The following is a 20145-nucleotide window of genomic DNA, read 5'->3' on the forward strand; positions in this document are numbered from 1 at the left end:
GACCGAGTGGAGATCGGCGATTGCATGGGAGTGCGTTCCGCCGTCCGAACCTTCCGAAATGCAAATACTAATGTATCCAAAAGAAAAAAGAATTTGCTCCGGAACTCTCGGCGGAATGGATGCACTTATTATAGAAGAAAATATAGACAAATTTACATATAATAAAGAAGACAGAAAGCTCGAAATATTAGAAAAGACTACTCCAAATGCCAAAGGACAGCGACGATGGTCTATTGATGTCAACTCTGGCATCGCCACATATACAATTCAAAGCTCGAAATATGGAGCTAGCGAGCATCAGTATAGATGCTTCCCGCAGCCGAATCCAGTGATCAAGTACGGCGGGCCTGCCGACCGTTACTGCGGCCAATTAATCTCTTCTCCTTAATGATGCGCGCACCAACGCAACGGGCCCGCACGCGCGGGACCATCTCCGAAAACTCGGAAGCAGACCGGAAAGGCGCCGTATCTGCGCCATACCCTCTTGTCCGCTTCGGGTCGGGTGCGGTCATGTCCGCTCTCCGGAGCCGACCGCAATGGCCGCTTTGGAGCAGCCTGCAGCCCACCTGGCCGACCGGGTTGGGCGGAAAGCGGACTTTGAAGCTGTAAGGCGCGCGCCGGAGCCGGTCGTGGGCGCGCGCAAAGGAGTTGGCCGTTACTTACGATCAGCGCGATTCAGCCTGGAGATCATATCCTCGAAGGTGTCGATTTTCGTCGGGAGCGCCAGGCGGTCTGGATCGATAGGGCGGAAAGAAACCTCAGTTAGCTCCAGACTGCCATATCGCACCATGCTCCCGGTGGCGAGGGTTTGTTCGAGATTTCCTGGCTGAGCGGGGCCGAAGATCCCCATCAGTGGAGAGAACTCGTAGCTGTAGGCATCGCGCAGTGTCGTTCCCAGCAGCCTTAGGCTCTCATCACTACTAAGTTCGATCTCGAATCCCTCGGTGCATTGAATCGATCGAGGACAACTCCTCCATAGCGCAGTTTCTCGTCCCAGAACAGTCCGTCGACCGACAAAAATAAACTCGTATGCACTATATTTTTGTTTAATGTTGGCGAGGTCAATTGGAGTGCCACGTCGGCGCGCAAGCTCCATATATAGCTTCGCGTCATCCCGAAGCCTTTTGGCATTGAGTGCGCCATGGGTTCTGGAAACGATGTATGGCTCGCCATTCTTTGTAAGGTAGTAGAAATCATTGTTCTTGTCTGTGACCTGATATCCGCCCCGCCAATCACCATTTTCTGCAATCTCTAGCACCATCTCAGCGCCGGTCGGCTTATGGGTGAAGGTTGCCGTCATGTCAGCAACTGCAGCAGTGGGTACAGAGATAAGAAGGGCAACAAGAAATTTAATCATACCGAAATCCTTTACTAAAAATCGGACTGGCCGGCCGGGAGTATCCTACGCAACCGACCCTGATCGCAATCGTCCGCTCAGGGTCGAATCCCGTCATGTCCGCTTCGTAGAGCCGGCTGCAACGGCCGGTTGTGGGAGCGTTCTGGGATCTGGGTCGACAGAGACGGGCCGGATGCTGCGGGTTTGAGCGATGCCCGGTTCCGGGCCGCCGGGGCAACGGCCGGATATGGCGCACCCCGGCCCGGTCGCGCTGGCGGGGAAGGGCGGTAAGCCTTCGTTCGCCGGATGGCATGCGGCCCGTCAGTGTCGTGTCGTTGAGAGGCATCGCGACAGCGGGTTGGGAGGGAACATTTGCCAGCAGCTTGAATTGCTCGGAAACTGACGATCAAGCTTTCTTGGAACGCACTGGGCGCCGACACCATGAGCGGCGGTGCCGGCGTAGACACGCTCAGCTACGCCAATGCCACCGCCGGAGGTGGCCCCCTCCACCGCGGCCTTGGGCTGGGTGGCGCGGGGCCTGCGCTTCAATGGCGCGGGTGCCTTCGGCCCTCGGCCAGCTGCATGGTGATCTCGGCCAGGCGGGTGAGCATCTGGGCCTGCTGCAGCGCGAGGCCGTGGCAGTAGGCCTGGATGTCGAGATCTGGGGCGGCCACGCTTATTGAACATATCATGAACAAATTGCGCCGGCTGCCATGAACATCGCATTAACCAGGTTCTGCACGGCCGCAGCGCATCTCCCCTGGCCTTTCCAACCCTGCTACCGAGCGGACAGCAGCAGCCGGATATCCGTCGCCCCATGGCAAGCCGGACCCATCGTCCTGACGATTTTGCCTAACATAATATGCGGAACCTCTGCTAAATCTGTTTCATTCTGAGTCCCGGGGCCGGCCGGGCGCATTTCACAGCTCGGCCGCTCCTCCCCGAAATCGGCGGCGCTGCCTCGACAGCGGGGACGAACCGTGACCCAGACCCTCAACGGCACCGCGGGCAACGACACCCTCCCCGGGACCGATCCGGGCAATCCGGCCAACCCGGACGGCATCGACATCATCAATGGCCTCGCCGGCGCCGACATTCTCTCCGGCCTGGGCGGCAACGACACGCTCCAGGGCGGCGCCGGGGCCGACACGCTGCAGGGCGGCGCCGGTACCGACACGGCGAGCTATGCCGCCTCGGCCGACGCGGTCGTGGTCACGGTCAATGGCGCCGCCTCGGGCGGCAACGCCTCGGGCGACACCCTGTCCGGCATCGAGAACCTGACCGGTTCGGTCCTCGCCGACACGCTGACCGGCGACGCCGGGGCCAATGTCCTCACCGGGGGCAACGGCGATGACAGACTCCAGGGCCTCGGCGGGGCCGACACGCTGCAGGGCGGCGCCGGCATCGACGCCGCCGTCTACAGCGACTCGGCCGTCGCGGTCGTGGTCACGGTCAACGGCTTGGGCGCGGGCGGCGATGCCCAGGGCGACACCCTGTCCGGCATCGAGAACGTGGCCGGCTCGGCCTTCGCCGACACCCTGACCGGCGATGTCGCGGGGAACTTCCTGGCCGGCGGCGGCGGCGACGACACGCTCCAGGGTGGCGCCGGTGCCGACACGCTGCAGGGCGGCGCCGGCAGCGACACCGCCTCCTACGCCGCCTCGGCCGCCGCGGTCGTGGTCACGGTCAACGGCGCCGCCTCGGGCGGCGACGCCGCGGGCGACACCCTGACCGGCATCCAGAACCTCACCGGCTCGGCCTTCGCCGACACCCTGATCGGCGACGCCGGGGCCAATGTCCTGGCCGGGGGCGCCGGCAACGACACGCTCCAGGGCGGCGCCGGGGCCGACGCGCTGCAGGGCGGCGCCGGCATCGACACCGCCACCTACGCCGCCTCGGCCGCGGGCGTCAGTCTCATCCTCGCGTCCGGCTCCACGTCGGGCGGCGATCCCGCGGGCGACAGCTTCAGCAGCATCGAGAACATCACCGGCTCGGCCTTCGTCGACTTCCTGGCCGGCGATGGCGGGGCGAATGTCCTGGATGGCGGTGCCGGCGACGACGTGCTGCGGGGCGACGGTGGCGCGGACGTCCTGCAAGGCGGGGCCGGCAGCGACGGGGCCAACTACTTCCTTTCCGCCGCGGGCGTCACTGTCAGCCTCGCGGCCGGCACCGGCATCGGCGGCGATGCCCAAGGCGACACCCTGACCGGTATCGAGAATGTCTACGGCTCGGCCCAGGCCGACATCCTGACCGGCGATGGCGCGGCGAATCTGTTTGCCGGGTTCGACGGCAACGACACGCTCCAGGGCCGTGGCGGCGCGGACCTGCTCGACGGCGGCGCCGGGGCCGACGCGCTGGATGGCGGCGCGGGCACCGACACGGCGACCTATGCCGCCTCGGCGGCAGGCGTCGTGGTCACGGTCAACGGCGCCGGCTCGGGCGGCGACGCCGCGGGCGATATCCTGACCGCCATCGAGAACCTGATCGGCTCGGCCTTCGCCGACACGCTGACCGGCGATAGCGGGGCCAATGTCCTGGCCGGGGGCACCGGCAACGATGTGCTCCAGGGCGGCGCCGGGGCCGACACTCTGCAGGGCGATGCCGGCATCGGCATCGATACCGCCTCCTACGCCGCCTCGACGGCCGGGGTGGTCGTCGACATCATCGCGGGAACCGGCACCGGCGGCGACGCCCAGGGCGACACGCTGACCGGCATCGAGAATCTCAGCGGCTCCGACTTCAACGACCGGCTGTATGGCGACGTCGCGGCCAATGCGCTCAGCGGCGGGGCCGGCGACGACCAGCTCCGCGGCGGCGGGGGCGCCGATACCCTGGATGGCGGCGGCGGCTCGAACACCGCCAACTACCAGGGCTCTACGGCGGCGGTCTCGGTCAACCTGCTGACCGGCGTCACCTCGGGCGGGGACGCCGCGGGCGACACGCTGACCAACATCGAGAACCTGTACGGGTCGAGCAACGCCGACCAGCTGACCGGCAGTAACGTCCGCAACATCATCGGCGGCGAGCTCGGCGACGACACCATCGTCGGCAATGGCGGCGACGACGCGCTCTCCGGCGAAGCCGGCAACGACGCGCTCTCCGGCGGCGACGGTGCCGATCGCCTCGTCGGCGCCGCCGGGATCGACACCATCCATGGCGGCATCGGCGATGACAGCATCGATGCCGGCAGCGAGAACGACCAGGTCTTCGGCGAGGCCGGCCATGACAATGCCTATGGCGGCACCGGCGACGACCAGCTCGACGGCGGTGACGGCAACGACGCGCTCGAAGGGGCGGCGGGAGCCGACACGCTGATCGGCGGGTCGGGCGTCGACACCGCCAGCTACGCCAGCTCCGCCGCCGGGGTGTCGGTGAACCTGGCCACGGGGGCCGTCTCCGGCGGCGACGCCGCGGGCGACACGCTGAGCGGCATCGAGCAGGTGCTGGGCTCGGGCCAGGTCGACACGCTGACCGGGGACGCCGCCGCCAACACCCTGTGGGGCATGGGCGGCGGCGATGTGCTCACCGGCGGCGGGGGCGGCGACCTGCTGAAGGGCGGCGCCGGCAACGACCGGTTCGTGTACACCGCCCTGTCCGACAGCGCGGTCTCGGGCCTGGGCAAGGACGCCATCCTGGACTTCGCGACCGGCGACAGGATCGACCTGTCGGCGATCGATGCCGACGGCAACCCCACCAACGGCAACACCGCCTTCACCTTCGGCACCGGCGGCTTCACCGCCGCCGGGCAGATCCGGGTCCTGGCCTTCGACGGCAACCGCTACGGCGTCTATCTCGAGACCACCGGCAACAGGGTGGAGGACGCGGTCATCACCGTCAATTCCGACCATGCGCTGACCGCCGTGGATTTCGTGCTGTAGGCCATGAGGGCTTGTCACGTTCGCGGCCTTGCGGGGCTCTGGTGATCAGCCTAGCTGTTTGCCATGGCTCAACCCTGCTATTCCGGCTACCGCTTTCCACCGGATGTGATCCAGCGCGCCATTTGGATGTATCTCCGTTTTACCCTGAGCTATCGCGACGTCGAGGACCTGCTTGCCGAACGCGGCATCGAGGTGTCGTACGAGACGCTCCGGCGTTGGGTGATCGGCTTCGGTCCCGCAATCGCTCGGCGCCTTCGTGCTCGGCGGCCGGTGCCGCACCGGCGATGGCACCTCGACGAGATGTTGGGGTAACGACACGAAAGTGATCAGATTGTCCGGTTCGTTGGAACGGACCAGAAACTAGGCCGCGAGCACGGACACTGGCCGGCGGAGCGGCCGCAGACCATCAGCCGGCACGGGATCGGCACCCCAGACATAGTCACCGGTGAGGCCGATGTGCTCCCAGCCGAGCGGCGCGACGTGGCGGGCCAGGTCCAGGCGCACGTCGGTCCCGCGCTGGCTGAGATCCTCCAGGGCAGCCTGCAGATACCGCGTGTTCCAGAGGATGATCGCCGACACGAGCAGATTCAGTCCGGAGGCGCGGTAGGCCTGGTTTTCGAAGCTGCGGTCGCGCATCTCCCCGAGCCGGTTGAAAAAGATGGCCCGCGCCAGGGCGTTGCGTGCCTCGCCCTTGTTCAGCCCAGCGTTGGCCCGCCGGCGCAGTGCCGGATCGCGCAGCCAATCCAGAGTGAACATAGTGCGCTCGATGCGGCCGAGTTCGCGTAGCGCCAAGGCCAGGCCGTTCTGCCGCGGATAGGCCGCCAAACGCCGTAGCATTGCCGAGGCGGTCACCGTGCCGACGCGGATTGAGGTGGCCAGGCGCAGCAGTTCCTCCCAGTGCGCCGCCAAGTGGTCGACATCGATCGCGCCGCCGATCAGATGTTGGAGCGCCGGCGGGGCGTCGTCGCCAGGCAACAGGTAGAGGCGGCGGTCCTTGAGGTCGCGGATGCGGGGTGCGAACCGGAAGCCCAGCAGATGACACAGCCCGAACACGTGGTCGGTGACGCCGCCCGTGTCGGTGTAGTGCTCCTCGATGGACAGGCCCGTCTGATGGTAGAGCAGGCCATCGAGGACGTGCGGTGCCTCGCTGGCCGTGGCGGCGATCACCTTGGTGTGGAACGGGCCGTACTGGTCGGACACATGGGTGTAGAAGGCCACGCCCGGCTCGTTGCCGTGGCGGGCGTTGACCTCGCCGACCGCTTCGCCGCGGCCGCCGGCACGATAGAACTGGCCGTCCGAGGATGAGGTGCTTCCGTCGCCCCAGACTCCAGCCAGCGGCAGGGCCCGATGGGCGTCAATGATCCTGGCCAGCGCGGCGGCATAGGTCTCCTCACGGACATACCAGTCGTGCACCCAGGCGAGCTGCCGCATCGAGACGCCGCGGCAGGCCTCTGCCATGCGGGTCAGCCCGAGATTGATACCGTCGGCGAGGATGGCCGTGAGCAGCGCCGCCGGGTCGTCCGGCGACCGCCCGCTGCGCTGGTGGGTGAAGCACGCGCTGAAACCGATCCAGCCATCCACCTCCAGCAGCAGATCGGTGATCTTGATCCGGGGCAGCGCCTCGTACGCGCTGCGACCAAGCTCTGCGGCCGCCTCCGGCGTCCGATCCCGGATGGGGGACACCTTCAACTCGCCCGACGACAGGTCGACGTCCTCGAGCTTGCCGCCGGCGGCGAGGCCGGCAACCTCCGCAAGCCGGTTCGTCAGCGCCTGCCGGCGCTTGGTCAGGTACGCGGCTCCGTCCTTCTCGACGGCGACGGGGAGGGCGTCCTCATCGCGCAGGGCGTCGAAGGTCGGTCGCGGCACCAGGCACGACTCGAAGTCGCGGAACTGGCGGCTGCCCTCGACCCACACATCTCCAGCTCGCAGCCGGTCGCGCAGCTCCGAGAGGGCGCAGATCTCATAGGCCTTCCGATCGATCACCCCACCGGGCATGACGAGGCGGCGCCAGGACCGGCGGATAAAGCCGGTCGGTGGCTGGGTCGGCAGGCCGCGCTTACCCGTGGCATGCATGGTCCGTAGCAGCTCGAGCGCCCGCAGCAGCGACGCGACCGAGGGGCCGCCCTTGAGCTGGAACGCGCTCAGCAAAGTCGGCGCGAAGGCACGGATGGTGGCGTACCGCCCCAGCAGCTCGGCCCGCGGGTCCGTGGTGTCCGGCCGCGCCAGTGCCTCGGCGTCGCTGACGCTGGCCACGAACTTGTACCAGCCGACGCTCTTGTCCAGCGCCTCGAACGGATCATGGCCGCCCTCGCGTGCATCGATCAGCATGCGGCAGGCGGCGACCAGAGTCCGAAGCTGGCCCTGCGTCTCCCGAACCGATTTCAGGGTCTTCTCCGCAGTGCGATTCTCCGCCCGACGGGCGAGCGAGCCCATGAGCTTGTCGAACATGCCGAGCGCCGCATCGGTCAGAGTCGCCTCCATGCGGATCGCCGTCGCTGCCAGCAGCGCATGCCGGCGGACCTGGGACAGGTCACGGAGGTGCTGCACGGTCGCGCGCACGCCCTCGGCTGCCAGCCGCTCGAAGGCCGCCTCGGGCACTTGGTTCTGCAGGCTTCGATCGACGGCGAGGCCGCGCAGCGCTACGAGGCGGTCCACAACCCCGACCAGGTTGCGCGGCGCCGGCGACTGGGACGCTTGACGGAGCCAGGTCAGCATAGCAACGCCGGTGTCGGCCCAAGGCGCCAGCTGTGCCTCGACCCGACCACGCCCGTCCGATCCGAGCGCGTCCACCAGGATGCGATGGATCAGCCGCTCGGCCCGGCTGCGCGCCTGGTGCAGGATCAGCTCCAGCACGCCTGCTGACGGGAGCAGGATCCGCCGGAGGCGCAGCTCGTCGACCAGGGCGGTCGCAAGCGCCATCGGATCCCGGTTCACCTGCGCGATCGACAGGAGCCACGATGCCAACTCGGTGAACGTCGTGCGATCGAAGCTCCGGTGGCCCGTCCGCTCGATGATGTCGGCCATCTGCTCACGTCGGGTTTGGCTCCTGCGCCGATAATCGGTGTAGTCGTCAGGATCGGCACCCACCTGGTGGGCGACGAACGCCAACAGCGCTGGTAGCGGCATCTCGTCGGGATCGGGCATCCGGCCGGGATGACGCAGATAACAGAGGAGCACCGCATAGCCGAGGCGGCTGCGCGTGGTGCGCTTGGTGGCGATGGCGTCCAGATCGTCGCGGCCGAGTGTGCAATATCGAATCAGGTCGCGCTCGTCGGTCGGAACAGTCAGGAATTTCGCCCACTGTTCCCCGGTCAGGAGCCGCCGTCGCGCCATCGCCCTCTCCGATCGTTCGGGCCATCATAGCGGCAGCGGGCGCGTGGTCTCCCTTTCCTTCAGCGGTTGGTGCGGCACTGTCCGGATCAGGTCCGTTTGACGGATCGCCACCCCGATATCCGCCCTTGGTACTTCTCGTTCCCGGGCCGGCCGGAAAGGGTGAGGAGCGGCCATCGAGTCGGGCTCCCCAGAGCGGACATGACCGCACGCGACCCAAAGGCGACATGTGTAGCTGCTCGCCTAATAGGCGACCGGAAACAAGATCCTCATCAGTTGCGCCTCTCGCCGGACCGGCGAAGCCGGGTCGCGGCTCATGATGTCGGCTATCCAACCAGCCAGATCCGGTAAGGCCTTGTGTTCAACAAACAGCCGTGCTCGTTCCGCCTGCTCTCGCGGAACCGTACCAGAAGTCACATACAACCGATCGTGGGGCAGGTTGTGTGGCGGCCAGAAGTTCGCATCAATGAAGATACGGCTCGGTGCGCGCACGAAATGAGTGTCAATGGTCACCCCGGCCGCTTGCAATGCGGAGGCGAGCGCGGAGGGCTTGAGCACATAGCTCTGGTCCTTCGGCAATTTTGCGGTTTCAGAAATCATGCCGCTCTCCTGGACCTTACCGAGACCTTGCGACTCCACGCTGACAGACATCGTTGGGACTGCACAATCCGTCTCTCACAATCGAACAGAGCCCCGGTGATCGGCTACTTTCCGCCTAACGCGGTCGGCGGGGCGCCCGAAAGCTGCCGTCGCCCTCGGCTCCGGAAAGCGGACCTGACCGCACTCGACCCAAAGCGGATGTTGAGCCGCCTATGAGCCAGTGCCAGAGTGTACCCTGCTCGACATTGTTGGACGTTGCCATGATCCCGTCGGTGCACGCGCCTGTTTCCATCGAAATGATCCGGGATGGCGGATCGCTCACCGCTACATTTACAAGTGACGAGGGCAAACGATTCATACTTTTTATTGGAATTAACACCAGAAAAATCGATGAAGCCCACAGAGAGAATTTGGGATATCATTCGCCCATTGTTATCGATGCGGATCCTTCAAAGAGGCTGCCAGACACGGATTCGGTGGTCTATAGCGAGCTTGGCGGACCATCGGTGCCGATATCATGGTCCGAAGCGCGCTCTATTCTTGTGCAGGTGTCGCGGCTCATTGGGGAATTAACGCCCTGGCAGGAAAAATGGCTGCACAAGATGAGGGACGTCGTAAACTTTGATGGCGCTCCACCTGGTTTCCCGGAGACTTACCGGGTTTTCCGGCCCCCTCCACGCAAGGATGAGTGAGGGCGCATCAGCCCGCCGTTTCGACAGGACGATGAAGTTCCGCTTTCCGCCCTTTGCCGCCGGTTAGGCCGAACTGCGGGTGCTGGAAGCGGCCGTCGCCTCGGTGCTGAAAGGCCGGTCTGACCCGATCCGACCCGAAGCGATCCTGTCCGCTTCGAGGCGAGATTGATCGCCGGAATTGTCCGCTTCCGGGAAGCCAGGAGGGTCGGAGACCGTCCGCAAAGAGCCGGAAGCAGCCATCGAAGGAAGGTGCTGCATCTTGAAAGCGTTGGCACCTGTCCGCTCAACGGCCGTTTGCCGGCCAGCTCGCGATTTGTCCGCCAACCGACATTGACGATGGCTTTCCGGACAAGTAGTTTGCCGGACGGGTTTTCGGACAAGGACCGGTGCGGGATGGCAGAGATCGGCTACGCGCGGGTTTCAACGGCCGATCAGGATCCGGCACTGCAGCTTGACGCTCTTGCCAAGGTTGGCTGCGTTCGGGTGTTCCAGGACAGGGCATCCGGCGGCAAAGCTGACCGGCCGGGTCTCACGGCTGCCCTGACTTTCGTGCGCGAGGGCGACGTTTTGGTGGTGTGGAAGCTGGACCGCCTCGGCCGTTCGCTGCCGCACCTGATCGAGACCGTGAACGCGTTGGAGACTCGGGGCGTCGGCTTCCGCTCCCTGACGGAAGCGATCGACACCACCACACCCGGCGGCCGGCTCATCTTCCACATCTTCGGCGCCCTCGGGCAATTCGAGCGTGACCTCATCCGCGAACGGACCCGAGCCGGCCTCGACGCCGCCGTCGCCCGCGGTCGACGGGGCGGACGTAGGCCAGTTGTGACTGAGGAGAAGCTTCGCCGTGCCGGGACGCTCATCACCCAGGGCCTCACGGTCCGCGAGGCCGCGGCACGAATCAAAGTGGGGAAGACCGCGCTGTATGCGGCGCTCGGCGAAGCGACCGTGAACGCCTCTGATCGCTAGGCCTGAACGGTTCCGGACATGTTCTCACGAACCGGACAATCTGATCACTTTCGTGTCGTCACCCCTATGGGCTCTTCATCGAACGGTCGGCCAGTTGGATGGCGTTCTCCTCGCACCAGACCTTCAGGGCATTCTCGGTTTCGCGGTTCTCGAAGTCGTACCACCGCTGCAGCACGTCCCGCGTTTCCAGCAAGTGCCTGAAGTTCCGATACGCCCCCTTTCGCCTGAACATGTCCTTGACTGCATCGTGGTCGTCCGGAAGCTCGCGAGCGGCAAAGCGCAGCACCAGATCGCGGCCGAGACCGAGTTCGTTCTTGTCCGGCATGGCTAGGTATCGATCGGACGTTTCCAGATCGTCGGGTACCGCTTCCTCCTCCATCATGTCGACGGATGCCGACACCAGGTGGGTTTTCCCGGTGTCGAGTGAGATGTAGGCCATGTTCTCGCCGACGCCTCCGAAGCTCACGAACTCGTAAGCGACGAGGAACTCGGTACGATCGACGGTGACCTGATCTGTATCGACCATGCGGCGCTCTCCCCAAACTGGGTCGCCCCCATTTTGCACTCGGCTGATATGGAGTTCGAGGTTGATCGAGAGTTTCTGGAGTCAGTCCTCGTTGTTGTCGAGCTTCCGCGTGACATGGTCGATGATCAGGGCGAATGCGATCGGCCGTCACGGTCAGGCGGCCCGGCCGCGGTGCCGGCCGCCATGGCCATGGCAGGAGCTCGGTGGCCCGAGGCTGCGGTCGTAGTAATACATTGATTTCATTGGACGATAAATGGGGCTTATCGGGCGTTGAGGCTTCCGCTCGCGATGCGCGTCGGCTAGACTCGTCCGGTCGCCGCTCCGGAGGCCCCGTGCCGTTCGCCGTCCACCTCGATCTCGAACCCCGCAGCGCCGTCGCCCTGGCGACCCTGATCGAGGCCGTCGAGCGCGCCGAGGCGCACGCGACGACGCCGCGGCGGGCCAGGGTCGCGCCGCATCTTTCGCTCGCCGTCTACGATCGCCTGGTCCCGGCGGCGGTCACCGTGTCGCTGCAGCGCTTCGCCGAGCGGCAGCCCGCGCTCGCCATCCAGCTGGCAAGCCTGGGCCTGTTCCCGGGACCGCCCGCCGTGCTGTTCGCCGCTCCGGTGGTCTCGGCCGAACTGCTGGCCGTGCACCGCGCCTATCACCAGGCGACCTGGGCGTCCGGCCCGCGCTGCTGGGCCCACTACCTGCCGGAAAACTGGGTACCGCATGTGACGCTCGGCGAGGGCCTTCGCCTGGCCGCGGTGCCGACGGCGGTCCGCAACGCGATCGCGGCCTGGCGTCCGCATCCGGCAGTGTTGCACCGGCTGTCGCTGGTCCGGTTCCATCCGGTCGAGGTGCTGTGGTCGCGGGCCTTGGCGGGTCCGTGAGCGGGGGAGGGGAGGGTGATCGTGCATCTCAACGGCTGGCCCGGGGTCGGAAAGCTCACCGTCGCGCGCCTGCTGGCGCCGCGGCTGCAGGCCCGCCTGATCGACAACCACCTGCTGCACGACGTCGCCATCCGCTGCACCGGCATCGATGACCCGGCGCGCTGGCCGCTCTACGAGGCGGTGCGCGCCGCCGCCTACCTGGCGCTGGCCGACCGGCCGCGATCGGAGACCTTCGTCATGACCAACGCCCTGTGCCTCGGCGCTGCGCGCGAGCGCGAGGCCTGGCGCCACGTCGTCGCCCTGGCGGAGACGCGGGCGGTGCCGCTGGTGCCGGTGGTACTCGAGGCCGACGACACCGTGCTGCGGTCCCGGGTCCAGAGACTGGAGCGCCAGGGACGCAAGTTGACGGACCCGAACGTGCTGGAAGCGATGATCCGATCCGACCGGCTGCTGAAGCCCGACGTGCCCGAGCGGCTTGACCTCGACACCACCCATCTCGCCGCCGCCGACGCGGCCGCGGCGATCGAGGCGCATCTGCTGGCCGTTCGCGGCCGGCTGGCGCCGGCGGGCGCCCGCCACCTGGTGCTGGCGCCATGAGCCAGGAAGCGCCGCTCAACGGCAGGGGAGGGAAAGGGATGCAGGCGACACTGGACGAGCCGTCCACGCCGGCCATAGCGCTGCCGGACGGCGCCCTGACCGAGGCCCAGCGTGCGGAAATCCGCCGTCTGGCCGCGCGGGCGGATGAGTTGGTCGAGGCCTCGCTCTCGGCCAATACTCGAAAAGCCTACGGCTCGGCCTGGCGGCAGTGGAGTGAATGGTGCCTCGGCTTCGGTCTGGACCCGCAGACGGCTGACGCCTCCTGGCTGGCGATGCACCTCACCGCGCTGTCGGAGACCCGCAAGCTCTCCACCCTCGAGCTGCGGCGCGCCGCCGTGCTGGAGATCCGCCGCCGGCTCGGCCATCCGCTGCATTTCGACGACGCCCAATTCCAGGCCTTCCTCGCCGGCCTGCGGCGGACCAAGGGCGCCCGCCCGGACAAGAAGGCGGCGCTGCTCGAGGAGAATCTGCGCGCGGTCCTGCTGCTGCTCGATCCGGCCACGGCGCCGGCGCCGAAACGCTGTCTGCGCGACCGAGCCTTGCTTCTCACCGGCTTCGCCGGCGGCTTCCGCCGTTCCGAGCTCGCCGGCTTCGACCTGCGGGACGTCAGCTTCACCGCCGAAGGCCTGGTGCTGTTCGTCGCCGGCTCCAAGACCGACCAGGAGCGCCGGGGCGAGGAGGTCGGCGTCCAGACGGTGCCGCGGTCGCCGCTCTGCGCCGTCGCCGCGGTCTCGGCCTGGCTCTCGGTCCGCGGCGACACGCCCGGTCCGCTGTTCTGCCGGATCGACCGCGGCGGCCATCTGACCTATGGGCTCGACGGCCGGCTGCAGAAGATCGACAGCAAGACCGTCGCCCGCCTGGTCAAGCGGGTGATCAAGGGGACCGGGCTGGGGGAGGGGGAGTTTTCCGCCCACAGCCTGCGCGCCGGAATGATGACCGCCGCCGACCGCAAGGGGGTGCCGTTGGAAGCGGCGATGCAGCACGGGCGCTGGAAGGACGCGCGCACGGCCCGCGGCTACCGCCGGCATTCGAGTCTGTGGCAGGGCAACTTCACCGGCAAGCTGCTGGCCGACGAATAAGGGCATATGGATAAAGGTCGAGCAGTCTTGATGCCATGAGACCGATCATTGCAAAGATCTCGCATCGACGATATGTCGATTGCAAAAATCCATGCGACCTATTAGTGCCATGCTGTTCCTAACATTGGAGTGCTTTGATGAGTGACGTTGGCGCCACCACCATATCGGCGACCGTCGATGTAACGCGCCGTCTGGCGACGCAAATTGTCTCGGCCCATGTTGCCAACAACAGCGTCGCGGTTTCAGACCTGCCAGGATTGATCGCTCAGGTTTACGGCGCACTCGACAAGCTGGGCCAGCCGACTGAGCCCGTGATCGCCCGTCCGGAACCGGCGGTTCCGATCCGCAAGTCTGTGACGCCGGACTACGTCATCTGCCTCGAGGACGGCAAGAAGCTGAAGATGCTGAAGCGGCATCTGGCGTCGGCCTACAACATGACGCCGGACCAATACCGGGAGCGCTGGGGCCTCGCGGCTGACTATCCGATGGTGGCGCCGAACTATGCCCAGCAGCGGAGCGCTCTCGCCAAGCAGATCGGCCTTGGCACCGGTCGCGGCAAGGCGACGGCGGAGCCGGTCGCGCCCGCGCCGCAGCCCGCCAGGGCACCGCGCGCCCGGAAGACCCCGGCCGCAAAGGCATAATGGCCAAGAGGGAGCGGCAGCGCGAGGCCGCCGCTCCCCACCGTCCCGAGCGGACGGCGACGATTTCCGGACCGTCCCCGAAGCCGACGGAAGACGCCGTAGCGACGCCGCGCCTCTCCGCTGACCGCATTCGGCTCATTGCGGACGGCCGAGAGCGCTCCAAGCTGCCCCGAAGCGGACATTACCGACGGCTCAATCGTGCCCCGAAAGCGGTCAGGGCCGCTTTGGTTCGAATCGGGCCAGGTCCGGCTTCGGCACCGAGGTCGATGGCCGCTTTGAGGCGCCCCCTGGTCGGCCTTGCCGACGGCATTGGGCGGAAAGCGGCCAGCCACTGCCTCCTCCAAAGCTCGCAATCGGCCGGCTCAATTCAATTTGATTCTCCAGCCCGTCCGCTTCTGCAGCTCGGCCAAATACGGGGTCGCGTTCGGCGTTCCCCGTCCGTAAAGGGCCAAGCGCATCCTTGGAACCACCGGCTTTGCGGTAAATTCAAAGGTCACCGCAAATTCTCGGCCCTCAAATGCACCTTCCCAATGCGGATACTCTCTTCTCTGCGACAGGAACGATAAGAGTGTGGCCATAAGTCCGCTGGCTTTAGTCGGCCCTTCATCGCGAACAAGAACGAACCGTATATCGTTGAACACCTCGGCCAATTTCAGCTTTACATCTCCAATCTGCCCGAGTGGTTGTCCATCTCGACGGGTAATTGCGCCCCCCATAACCATCGGTTGATCCCTCACAGATTGTCGGCCGTAGCCGGATCCGAATATCAAATCATGATACGGAAGACAGCCGCCCCTCCCCAAGCACCGATCGCTAGGCTCCAGACTCAATCAGATCCAGAAGACGAGCAAAATCGCCAGGGCGACGGTGGACAAGAAGTTTCGAGCGAGCTTGTCGTAGCGGGTGGCGATTCGTCTGAAATCCTTCAGGCGGCAAAAAGCATTCTCGACGAGGTGGCGAGACTTGTAGCGAGCTTTGTCGAGCGGGATCTTGCGTTTGCGGTTGGCCTTGCCGGGGATCACCGGCCGGCCGCCGTGAGCACGGATCGTCGCGCGCAGATGGTCGGCGTCGTAGCCCTTGTCGCCGATGAGATAGCCCACCCTCTGCGCCCGCTCGATCAATGTCGGGGCGGCGGAGACGTCGGCGACGTTGCCGGGCGTGAGCATCACGACGAACGGCCGGCCGATCACGTCCGCGAGTACATGGATTTTCGTCGTGCTCCCGCCACGCGAGGCCCGATGCCCTGCGCCTTGGCCCCCCTTTTCCGCCGAACGCGGAGCGCTGGGCCTTCACGTAGGTGGAATCGATTGCGGCGCTGTCGGTCGCGGCACCGGCGCCGGCAAGCGCTTCGAGCAGGCCCGTCCAGAAGCGTCGGCGCGACCAGCGGTTGAAACGGTTGTAGATGGTGGTGGCCGGACCATACTCCCTCGGACAGTCCTGCCAACGGCAGCCGGTCCTGAGCACGTGGAAGATGCCCGACAGGATGCGGCGGTCGTCCTTGCGCCGCGCCCCGGCTGGTTCTTCGGCATGAACGGCTCAATCGCCGCCCACTGCTCGTCATCGAGCCAAAACAGGGTGCTCACGAAGCGTCTCGCTCCTCAACGTGATCCAGGAGCCAGGAGAATGACGGTTTGCTACACACATTCAATATGCTGATTGAGTTTTAGGCCTAGGATGCGAACTCTCACAGGCGCGGCGCCTTCTCCCGAGGAGACCGCTTCGGGTCGACTGCGGTCATGACCGGTTTGGGGAGCCGAACGCGGTGGCCGCTGTTCACCCTGCCGACACAGGAATAGTGCCATAGCAGTCTCTACCCAGGCCCGCTTGCCGCTCAACCGGTTGCCCACCACCGCCATCGAGGTCGCGAAGAGACACGCGCGGTCTTTCAGATCGAGTTCCGCCGTACGAACCTTTCCTGGCCGAACAGGTTCTCAATCTGTTCACGGATTCCGGATGCCTACGACCTGTTCTTGTAGCGACCCCAATTCCACCATCCACTCTCCGACACCCGCCACTTCAGCCCTCACGGCCTAGGGAAGCTGATCGACGTCGTTATCTGGGAAAAAGGCGTGTCCGACTGTGCGCGCCGACCTTGCTGCAACCCGCTGCCCATAGGATCCTCCTCGAATGCGTTGGCCCGTGCATCGCTGATCGTCCTCGCGAACTTGCAGGAATCCACAAGGGCGATCGTCGGATCGCACTGATCGGGATGAACTTAAGGGCAACCAAGCCGACCGCTGCCGCCCTCCCCTGTCCGGGGAGCTTTGGGTCTGCGCTAAGAAAACAGGCCGCATAAATGCGGCCTGAGTTTAGGGAGGAAACGCCCAAGAAGTGCGTTACGACAGCGGCAGACGTACCGCATATCGCACTGCAACATAAGCACGACATATCAAGCTTGGCAAGCCCGAGGCGATCAAAAAAAGTCATCAGCCGATTTGCCTAAAAAGTGGCCGTTTTCCCGTCTGGGGCGTTTGCCCGAATTGAAGCCCATTAAAGAGAGAGACGGTGGCGCGGATCGAGGCGTTGTCACGTTGTCGAGTTTGCCCGCTCTGAGACGAGCGTCCGCCAAGCTCAGGCGACGACGCCAGCCGCATCCCGCCATGCCGCGAACGCCTCGGCGCGAAAGCAGCGGTACGTGCGGGCGGTAGTGAGATGGCGGCAAACGTTGAAGGTGTTGTAGGTCGCGGCGTGCATCGACAGGAATTGCTGCGCCGAGGCCGCCGATTTGAACCGTTGCAGCTTGCGCTCCCGTCGCCGGACCGGGAGGTGCGAGCTTTCGGCCCGGTTGTTCAGCCGCTTGGCTCGAAGATGGGGTGTAACCCTCCGCCGTAGGCCGCCTTTCTGCGTTAGTCGCGTTGACCGAAGCTGGGGCATTGGTTGACAGCGTGGAGTGGAGGAAGTGTCCACGAATGCAGTTATGGACACAAGTTTGCGTGAGGGGCGTCGGAACCGGTCGTGGCCGGAGGCGCTGAAGCGGGAGATCGTGGCGGCATCGCTGGAGCCGGGGTCGTCGGTGTCGCTGGTGGCGCGGCGGTACGATGTGAACGCGAACCAGGTGTTCGCCTGGCGGAAGCGCTATGCCGCCGAGGTGGCGCCGACGGAGCTGCGTCTGATGCCGGTGACGGTGAGGCCGGATCGGCCGGTCGAGCGGGCACGGGGCGACGGCCCGATCGAGATCGAGTTCGGCGGCTATTGCCTTCGGGTCGGCAGCGGGGTCGAGGCGGAGACGCTGCGGCTGGTGCTGGATGAGCTGGAGCGGCGATGATCCCGGTGCCGAGCGGTGTCCGGGTGTGGCTGGCGGTCGGCCGGACCGATATGCGGCGCGGCATGAACGGCTTGGCGCTGCAGGTGCAGGAGGCGCTGGGCCGGGATCCGCATGCCGGCGACCTGTACGTGTTCCGGGGTGCCAGAGGCGACCTGATCAAGATTCTCTGGCATGACGGGCTGGGCATGTCGCTCTACGCCAAGCGGTTGGAGAAGGGCCGCTTCATCTGGCCGTCGCCGGCCGACGGCGTGGTCGGCATCTCGGCATCGCAGTTGGCCTATATGCTCGACGGAATCGATTGGCGGAACCCGCGCCACACCTTCCGGCCGGAGCGCGCGGGATAGGGATCGGGGCCCGCATTTTGGGCGAGCCAGCGGTGCGGATTTCTGATTCCATCCTGGTATGGACGCCACTCCTGAGGCCCTGCCGGATGATGTCGACGCGCTGAAGGCGGCGCTGGCCGCCGAGCGGCGGCCAGCGGCTCGAGGACACGGCCCGGATCAAGGCGGAGCTGGCGGTGGCCCGGGCCAAGGCCTCCGACGATGAGGCCCTGATCGCGCACCAACAATTGCAGATCGAGAAGCTGAAGCGCCAGCTCTACGGCCAGCGCTCGGAACGGGCGGCGCGGCTGCTCGACCAGATGGAGCTGAGCTTCGAGGAGATCGAGAGCACGGCGGCCGAGGACGAAGTTGCCGCCGAAGCTGCCGTCGCCAGGACCACGGCCGTGGCGGCCTTCACCCGCAAGCGGCCGGCGCGCAAGCCGTTCCCGGAGCATCTGCCGCGGGAGCGCGTGGTCGAGCCGGGCCCGACCGCCTGCACCTGCTGCGGCAGCGAGCGGCTGCGCAAGCTGGGTGAGGACGTCACCGAGACGCTGGAGGTGGTGCCCCGGCAGTGGAAGGTGATCCAGCATGTCCGCGAGAAGTTCACCTGCCGGGACTGCGAACGGATCAGCCAGGCCCCGGCACCGTTCCATGTGATCGCCCGGGGCTGGGCCGGCCCCAGCCTGCTGGCGATGATCCTGTTCGAGAAGTTCGGGCAGCATCAGCCGCTCAACCGCCAGGCCGAGCGCTATGCCCGGGAAGGCGTGCCGCTCAGCCTGTCGACCCTGGCCGATCAGGTGGGCGCCTGCTGCGCGGTGCTGGCGCCGCTGATCCGGCGGATCGAGGCGCACGTCTTCGCGGCCGAGCGCCTGCATGGCGACGACACGACCGTGCCGGTCCTGGCCAAGGGCAGGACCGATACCGGGCGGTGCTGGGTCTATGTGCGCGACGACCGGCCGTTCGGCGGTCAGGATCCGCCAGCGGCGATGTTCTACCACTCGCGCGATCGGACCGGCGAGCATCCTCAGGCCCACCTGACCGGCTATGCCGGGCTGTTCCAGGCCGACGCCTTCGGCGGCTACACCAAGTTGTACGAGCCTGACCGCAAGCCGGGCCCGATCCTGGAGGCGGCGTGCTGGGTGCATGCCCGGCGGCCGTTCTTCATCATGGCGGATCTGGCGGAGAACGCCCGCCGCGCGGCCCGGGGCAAGGCGCGGGCCGTGATCTCGCCGCTGGCGCTGGAGGCGGTCCGGCGCATCGACGCCCTGTTCGAGATCGAGCGCTCGATCAACGGCCAGAGCACCGAGCAGCGCCGTGCGGTCCGGCAGGAGCTGAGCGCGCCACTGGTCGCCGAGCTGGAGGGCTGGATGCGCGAGCAGCGCGCCAAGCTCTCCCGCGGCAACGATCTCGCCCGTGCGATCGACTACATGCTGAAGCGGTGGCCGGCCTTCACCCGCTTCCTCGATGACGGCCGGATCTGCCTGTCGAACAATGCGGCGGAACGAGCCCTGCGCGGTATAGCTCTCGGCAGAAAGTCATGGCTGTTCGCCGGGTCCGACCGTGGTGGCCAGAGGGCCGCAGCCATGTACAGCCTGATCGTCACCGCCAAGATGAACGACGTCGATCCGCAGGCCTGGCTGGCCGACGTCCTGGCCCGGATCGCAGGGCATCCCGCCAGCAGGATCGACGAGCTCCTGCCGTGGCACTGGCGGCCGGCACCGCGCCGCAAGGCAGCCTGACCGTGGCCGCCACCACCGCCGTCTTCACCATCGGCCACGTCGCCCGGATGCTCGGCGAGGACGAGGACTGGCTGCAGGAACTCTCGATCGACATGGAACCCGAGGACGGTCGGCTGCATGTCTACGGCGGCGGTGAGGACGGCGTCACCGCTTTCACCCGCTCCGGCATTGAATATTTGCAGGAGATCATCGCCGACCAGCGCGCCGCCGTTCCTGCTCCGCCCAAGCCTGGATCCTCCCAATAGATCCCTCTACGGTCCTCACCGGATGCTGACGATGGGGTATGCCGTCGAGCCGCAGGTCA

Annotated in this window: 18 protein-coding genes and 2 pseudogenes; 12 read left to right on the top strand and 8 right to left on the bottom strand. The window is 66.2% G+C overall.

The features are described from left to right. Positions 1-655: 655 nt before the first annotated feature. The gene (locus QFZ27_RS08210) at positions 656-1357 is read right to left on the bottom strand and encodes a hypothetical protein (RefSeq protein ID WP_429225661.1); all 702 of its coding nucleotides are present in this window, start codon (positions 1355-1357) and stop codon (positions 656-658) included. Between the two features lie 524 nt (positions 1358-1881). Then, entirely contained in the window at positions 1882-2010 is a 129-nt protein-coding gene (locus QFZ27_RS08215; protein WP_429225663.1) for a hypothetical protein, read from the bottom strand. A gap of 306 nt (positions 2011-2316) precedes the next feature. Between QFZ27_RS08215 and QFZ27_RS08220 the strand changes: the two genes are divergently transcribed. Both QFZ27_RS08220 and QFZ27_RS08225 read left to right on the top strand, forming a co-directional pair. Then, complete coding sequence (locus QFZ27_RS08220) at positions 2317-5214, top strand: beta strand repeat-containing protein (RefSeq protein ID WP_429225665.1); 2898 nt, start codon at positions 2317-2319, stop codon at positions 5212-5214. Between the two features lie 63 nt (positions 5215-5277). Beyond that, positions 5278-5517, top strand: a pseudogene (locus QFZ27_RS08225) (IS6 family transposase); the annotation flags it as partial. Between the two features lie 57 nt (positions 5518-5574). On the opposite strand, the gene QFZ27_RS08230 reads toward QFZ27_RS08225, so the two are convergent. Together QFZ27_RS08230 and QFZ27_RS08235 are read right to left on the bottom strand one after the other, a co-directional pair. Further along, positions 5575-8547 (bottom strand): Tn3 family transposase, encoded by a 2973-nt coding sequence (locus QFZ27_RS08230; protein WP_429225666.1) that lies wholly within the window; start codon positions 8545-8547, stop codon positions 5575-5577. A gap of 240 nt (positions 8548-8787) precedes the next feature. Beyond that, the gene (locus tag QFZ27_RS08235) at positions 8788-9144 is read right to left on the bottom strand and encodes a hypothetical protein (RefSeq protein WP_429225667.1); all 357 of its coding nucleotides are present in this window, start codon (positions 9142-9144) and stop codon (positions 8788-8790) included. Between the two features lie 260 nt (positions 9145-9404). On the opposite strand from QFZ27_RS08235, the gene QFZ27_RS08240 reads away from it, so the two are divergent. Continuing rightward, a complete protein-coding gene (locus QFZ27_RS08240; protein WP_429225668.1) occupies positions 9405-9836 on the top strand; it encodes a hypothetical protein in 432 nt (143 codons plus the stop codon). A gap of 393 nt (positions 9837-10229) precedes the next feature. Next, a complete protein-coding gene (locus QFZ27_RS08245; RefSeq protein WP_429225669.1) occupies positions 10230-10802 on the top strand; it encodes a recombinase family protein in 573 nt (190 codons plus the stop codon). A 64-nt stretch (positions 10803-10866) separates the two neighbouring features. On the opposite strand, the gene QFZ27_RS08250 is transcribed toward QFZ27_RS08245, so the two are convergent. Beyond that, a complete protein-coding gene (locus QFZ27_RS08250; protein ID WP_429225670.1) occupies positions 10867-11328 on the bottom strand; it encodes a UPF0158 family protein in 462 nt (153 codons plus the stop codon). A gap of 332 nt (positions 11329-11660) precedes the next feature. Here QFZ27_RS08250 and QFZ27_RS08255 point away from each other — a divergent pair, with 332 nt between their 5' ends. From QFZ27_RS08255 to QFZ27_RS08270, 4 genes are all read left to right on the top strand, one after another. Then, positions 11661-12200, top strand: a complete 540-nt coding sequence (locus QFZ27_RS08255; protein WP_429225671.1) for a 2'-5' RNA ligase family protein — start codon at positions 11661-11663, stop codon at positions 12198-12200. Positions 12201-12215: 15 nt separating this feature from the next. Beyond that, positions 12216-12797 (top strand): P-loop nucleotide/nucleoside kinase family protein, encoded by a 582-nt coding sequence (locus QFZ27_RS08260; protein ID WP_429225672.1) that lies wholly within the window; start codon positions 12216-12218, stop codon positions 12795-12797. Positions 12798-12835: 38 nt separating this feature from the next. Continuing rightward, entirely contained in the window at positions 12836-13876 is a 1041-nt protein-coding gene (locus tag QFZ27_RS08265) for a site-specific integrase (RefSeq protein WP_429225673.1), read from the top strand. Positions 13877-14013: 137 nt separating this feature from the next. Continuing rightward, positions 14014-14517, top strand: coding sequence for a Ros/MucR family transcriptional regulator (locus QFZ27_RS08270; RefSeq protein WP_429225674.1), 504 nt, complete (start codon positions 14014-14016; stop codon positions 14515-14517). 362 nt (positions 14518-14879) lie between these two features. Here QFZ27_RS08270 and QFZ27_RS08275 read toward each other — a convergent pair whose 3' ends face one another. From QFZ27_RS08275 to QFZ27_RS08285, 3 genes and pseudogenes are all read right to left on the bottom strand, one after another. Then, positions 14880-15239: a hypothetical protein gene (locus QFZ27_RS08275; protein WP_429225675.1), complete on the bottom strand. Its 360-nt coding sequence runs from the start codon at positions 15237-15239 to the stop codon at positions 14880-14882. Positions 15240-15347: 108 nt separating this feature from the next. Further along, positions 15348-16046, bottom strand: a pseudogene (locus QFZ27_RS08280) (IS5 family transposase). A 1042-nt stretch (positions 16047-17088) separates the two neighbouring features. Continuing rightward, on the bottom strand, positions 17089-17391 hold the full coding sequence (locus QFZ27_RS08285; RefSeq protein WP_429225677.1) for a DDE-type integrase/transposase/recombinase: 303 nt from the start codon (positions 17389-17391) through the stop codon (positions 17089-17091). A 43-nt stretch (positions 17392-17434) separates the two neighbouring features. On the opposite strand from QFZ27_RS08285, the gene tnpA reads away from it, so the two are divergent. The 4 genes from tnpA to QFZ27_RS08305 all read left to right on the top strand — a co-directional run bounded on the left by tnpA (position 17435) and on the right by QFZ27_RS08305 (position 20086). Next, the gene (gene tnpA, locus QFZ27_RS08290; RefSeq protein ID WP_429225678.1) at positions 17435-17782 is read left to right on the top strand and encodes an IS66-like element accessory protein TnpA; all 348 of its coding nucleotides are present in this window, start codon (positions 17435-17437) and stop codon (positions 17780-17782) included. Then, on the top strand, positions 17779-18126 hold the full coding sequence (tnpB, locus tag QFZ27_RS08295) for an IS66 family insertion sequence element accessory protein TnpB (RefSeq protein WP_429225624.1): 348 nt from the start codon (positions 17779-17781) through the stop codon (positions 18124-18126). The genes tnpA and tnpB overlap by 4 nt, the downstream gene beginning before the upstream one ends. Before the next feature lie 58 nt (positions 18127-18184). Further along, positions 18185-19841 (top strand): IS66 family transposase gene (gene tnpC / locus QFZ27_RS08300; protein ID WP_429225679.1). Its coding sequence is split into 2 segments (ribosomal slippage): positions 18185-18274 and positions 18276-19841, totalling 1656 coding nucleotides; the frame shifts between segments, so codons are not numbered across the junction. Beyond that, on the top strand, positions 19802-20086 hold the full coding sequence (locus QFZ27_RS08305) for a hypothetical protein (RefSeq protein ID WP_429225680.1): 285 nt from the start codon (positions 19802-19804) through the stop codon (positions 20084-20086). Before tnpC ends, QFZ27_RS08305 begins: the two co-directional genes overlap by 40 nt. Positions 20087-20145 lie beyond the last annotated feature (59 nt).

Origin of the sequence: Inquilinus ginsengisoli, assembly GCF_050434925.1 — a bacterium.
Lineage (GTDB): Bacteria > Pseudomonadota > Alphaproteobacteria > DSM-16000 > Inquilinaceae > Inquilinus > Inquilinus ginsengisoli_B.

What these genes read in the sequence shown, in the direction of transcription:
- QFZ27_RS08210 (WP_429225661.1), bottom strand. Translation starts at nt 1,357, where the DNA reads ATGATTAAATTTCTTGTTGCCCTTCTTATCTCTGTACCCACTGCTGCA.
- QFZ27_RS08230 (WP_429225666.1), bottom strand. Translation starts at nt 8,547, where the DNA reads ATGGCGCGACGGCGGCTCCTGACCGGGGAACAGTGGGCGAAATTCCTG.
- QFZ27_RS08235 (WP_429225667.1), bottom strand. Translation starts at nt 9,144, where the DNA reads ATGATTTCTGAAACCGCAAAATTGCCGAAGGACCAGAGCTATGTGCTC.
- QFZ27_RS08240 (WP_429225668.1), top strand. Translation starts at nt 9,405, where the DNA reads ATGATCCCGTCGGTGCACGCGCCTGTTTCCATCGAAATGATCCGGGAT.
- QFZ27_RS08245 (WP_429225669.1), top strand. Translation starts at nt 10,230, where the DNA reads ATGGCAGAGATCGGCTACGCGCGGGTTTCAACGGCCGATCAGGATCCG.
- QFZ27_RS08250 (WP_429225670.1), bottom strand. Translation starts at nt 11,328, where the DNA reads ATGGTCGATACAGATCAGGTCACCGTCGATCGTACCGAGTTCCTCGTC.
- QFZ27_RS08265 (WP_429225673.1), top strand. Translation starts at nt 12,836, where the DNA reads ATGCAGGCGACACTGGACGAGCCGTCCACGCCGGCCATAGCGCTGCCG.
- QFZ27_RS08270 (WP_429225674.1), top strand. Translation starts at nt 14,014, where the DNA reads ATGAGTGACGTTGGCGCCACCACCATATCGGCGACCGTCGATGTAACG.
- QFZ27_RS08275 (WP_429225675.1), bottom strand. Translation starts at nt 15,239, where the DNA reads ATGGTTATGGGGGGCGCAATTACCCGTCGAGATGGACAACCACTCGGG.
- QFZ27_RS08285 (WP_429225677.1), bottom strand. Translation starts at nt 17,391, where the DNA reads ATGCCCCAGCTTCGGTCAACGCGACTAACGCAGAAAGGCGGCCTACGG.
- tnpA (WP_429225678.1), top strand. Translation starts at nt 17,435, where the DNA reads ATGGACACAAGTTTGCGTGAGGGGCGTCGGAACCGGTCGTGGCCGGAG.
- tnpB (WP_429225624.1), top strand. Translation starts at nt 17,779, where the DNA reads ATGATCCCGGTGCCGAGCGGTGTCCGGGTGTGGCTGGCGGTCGGCCGG.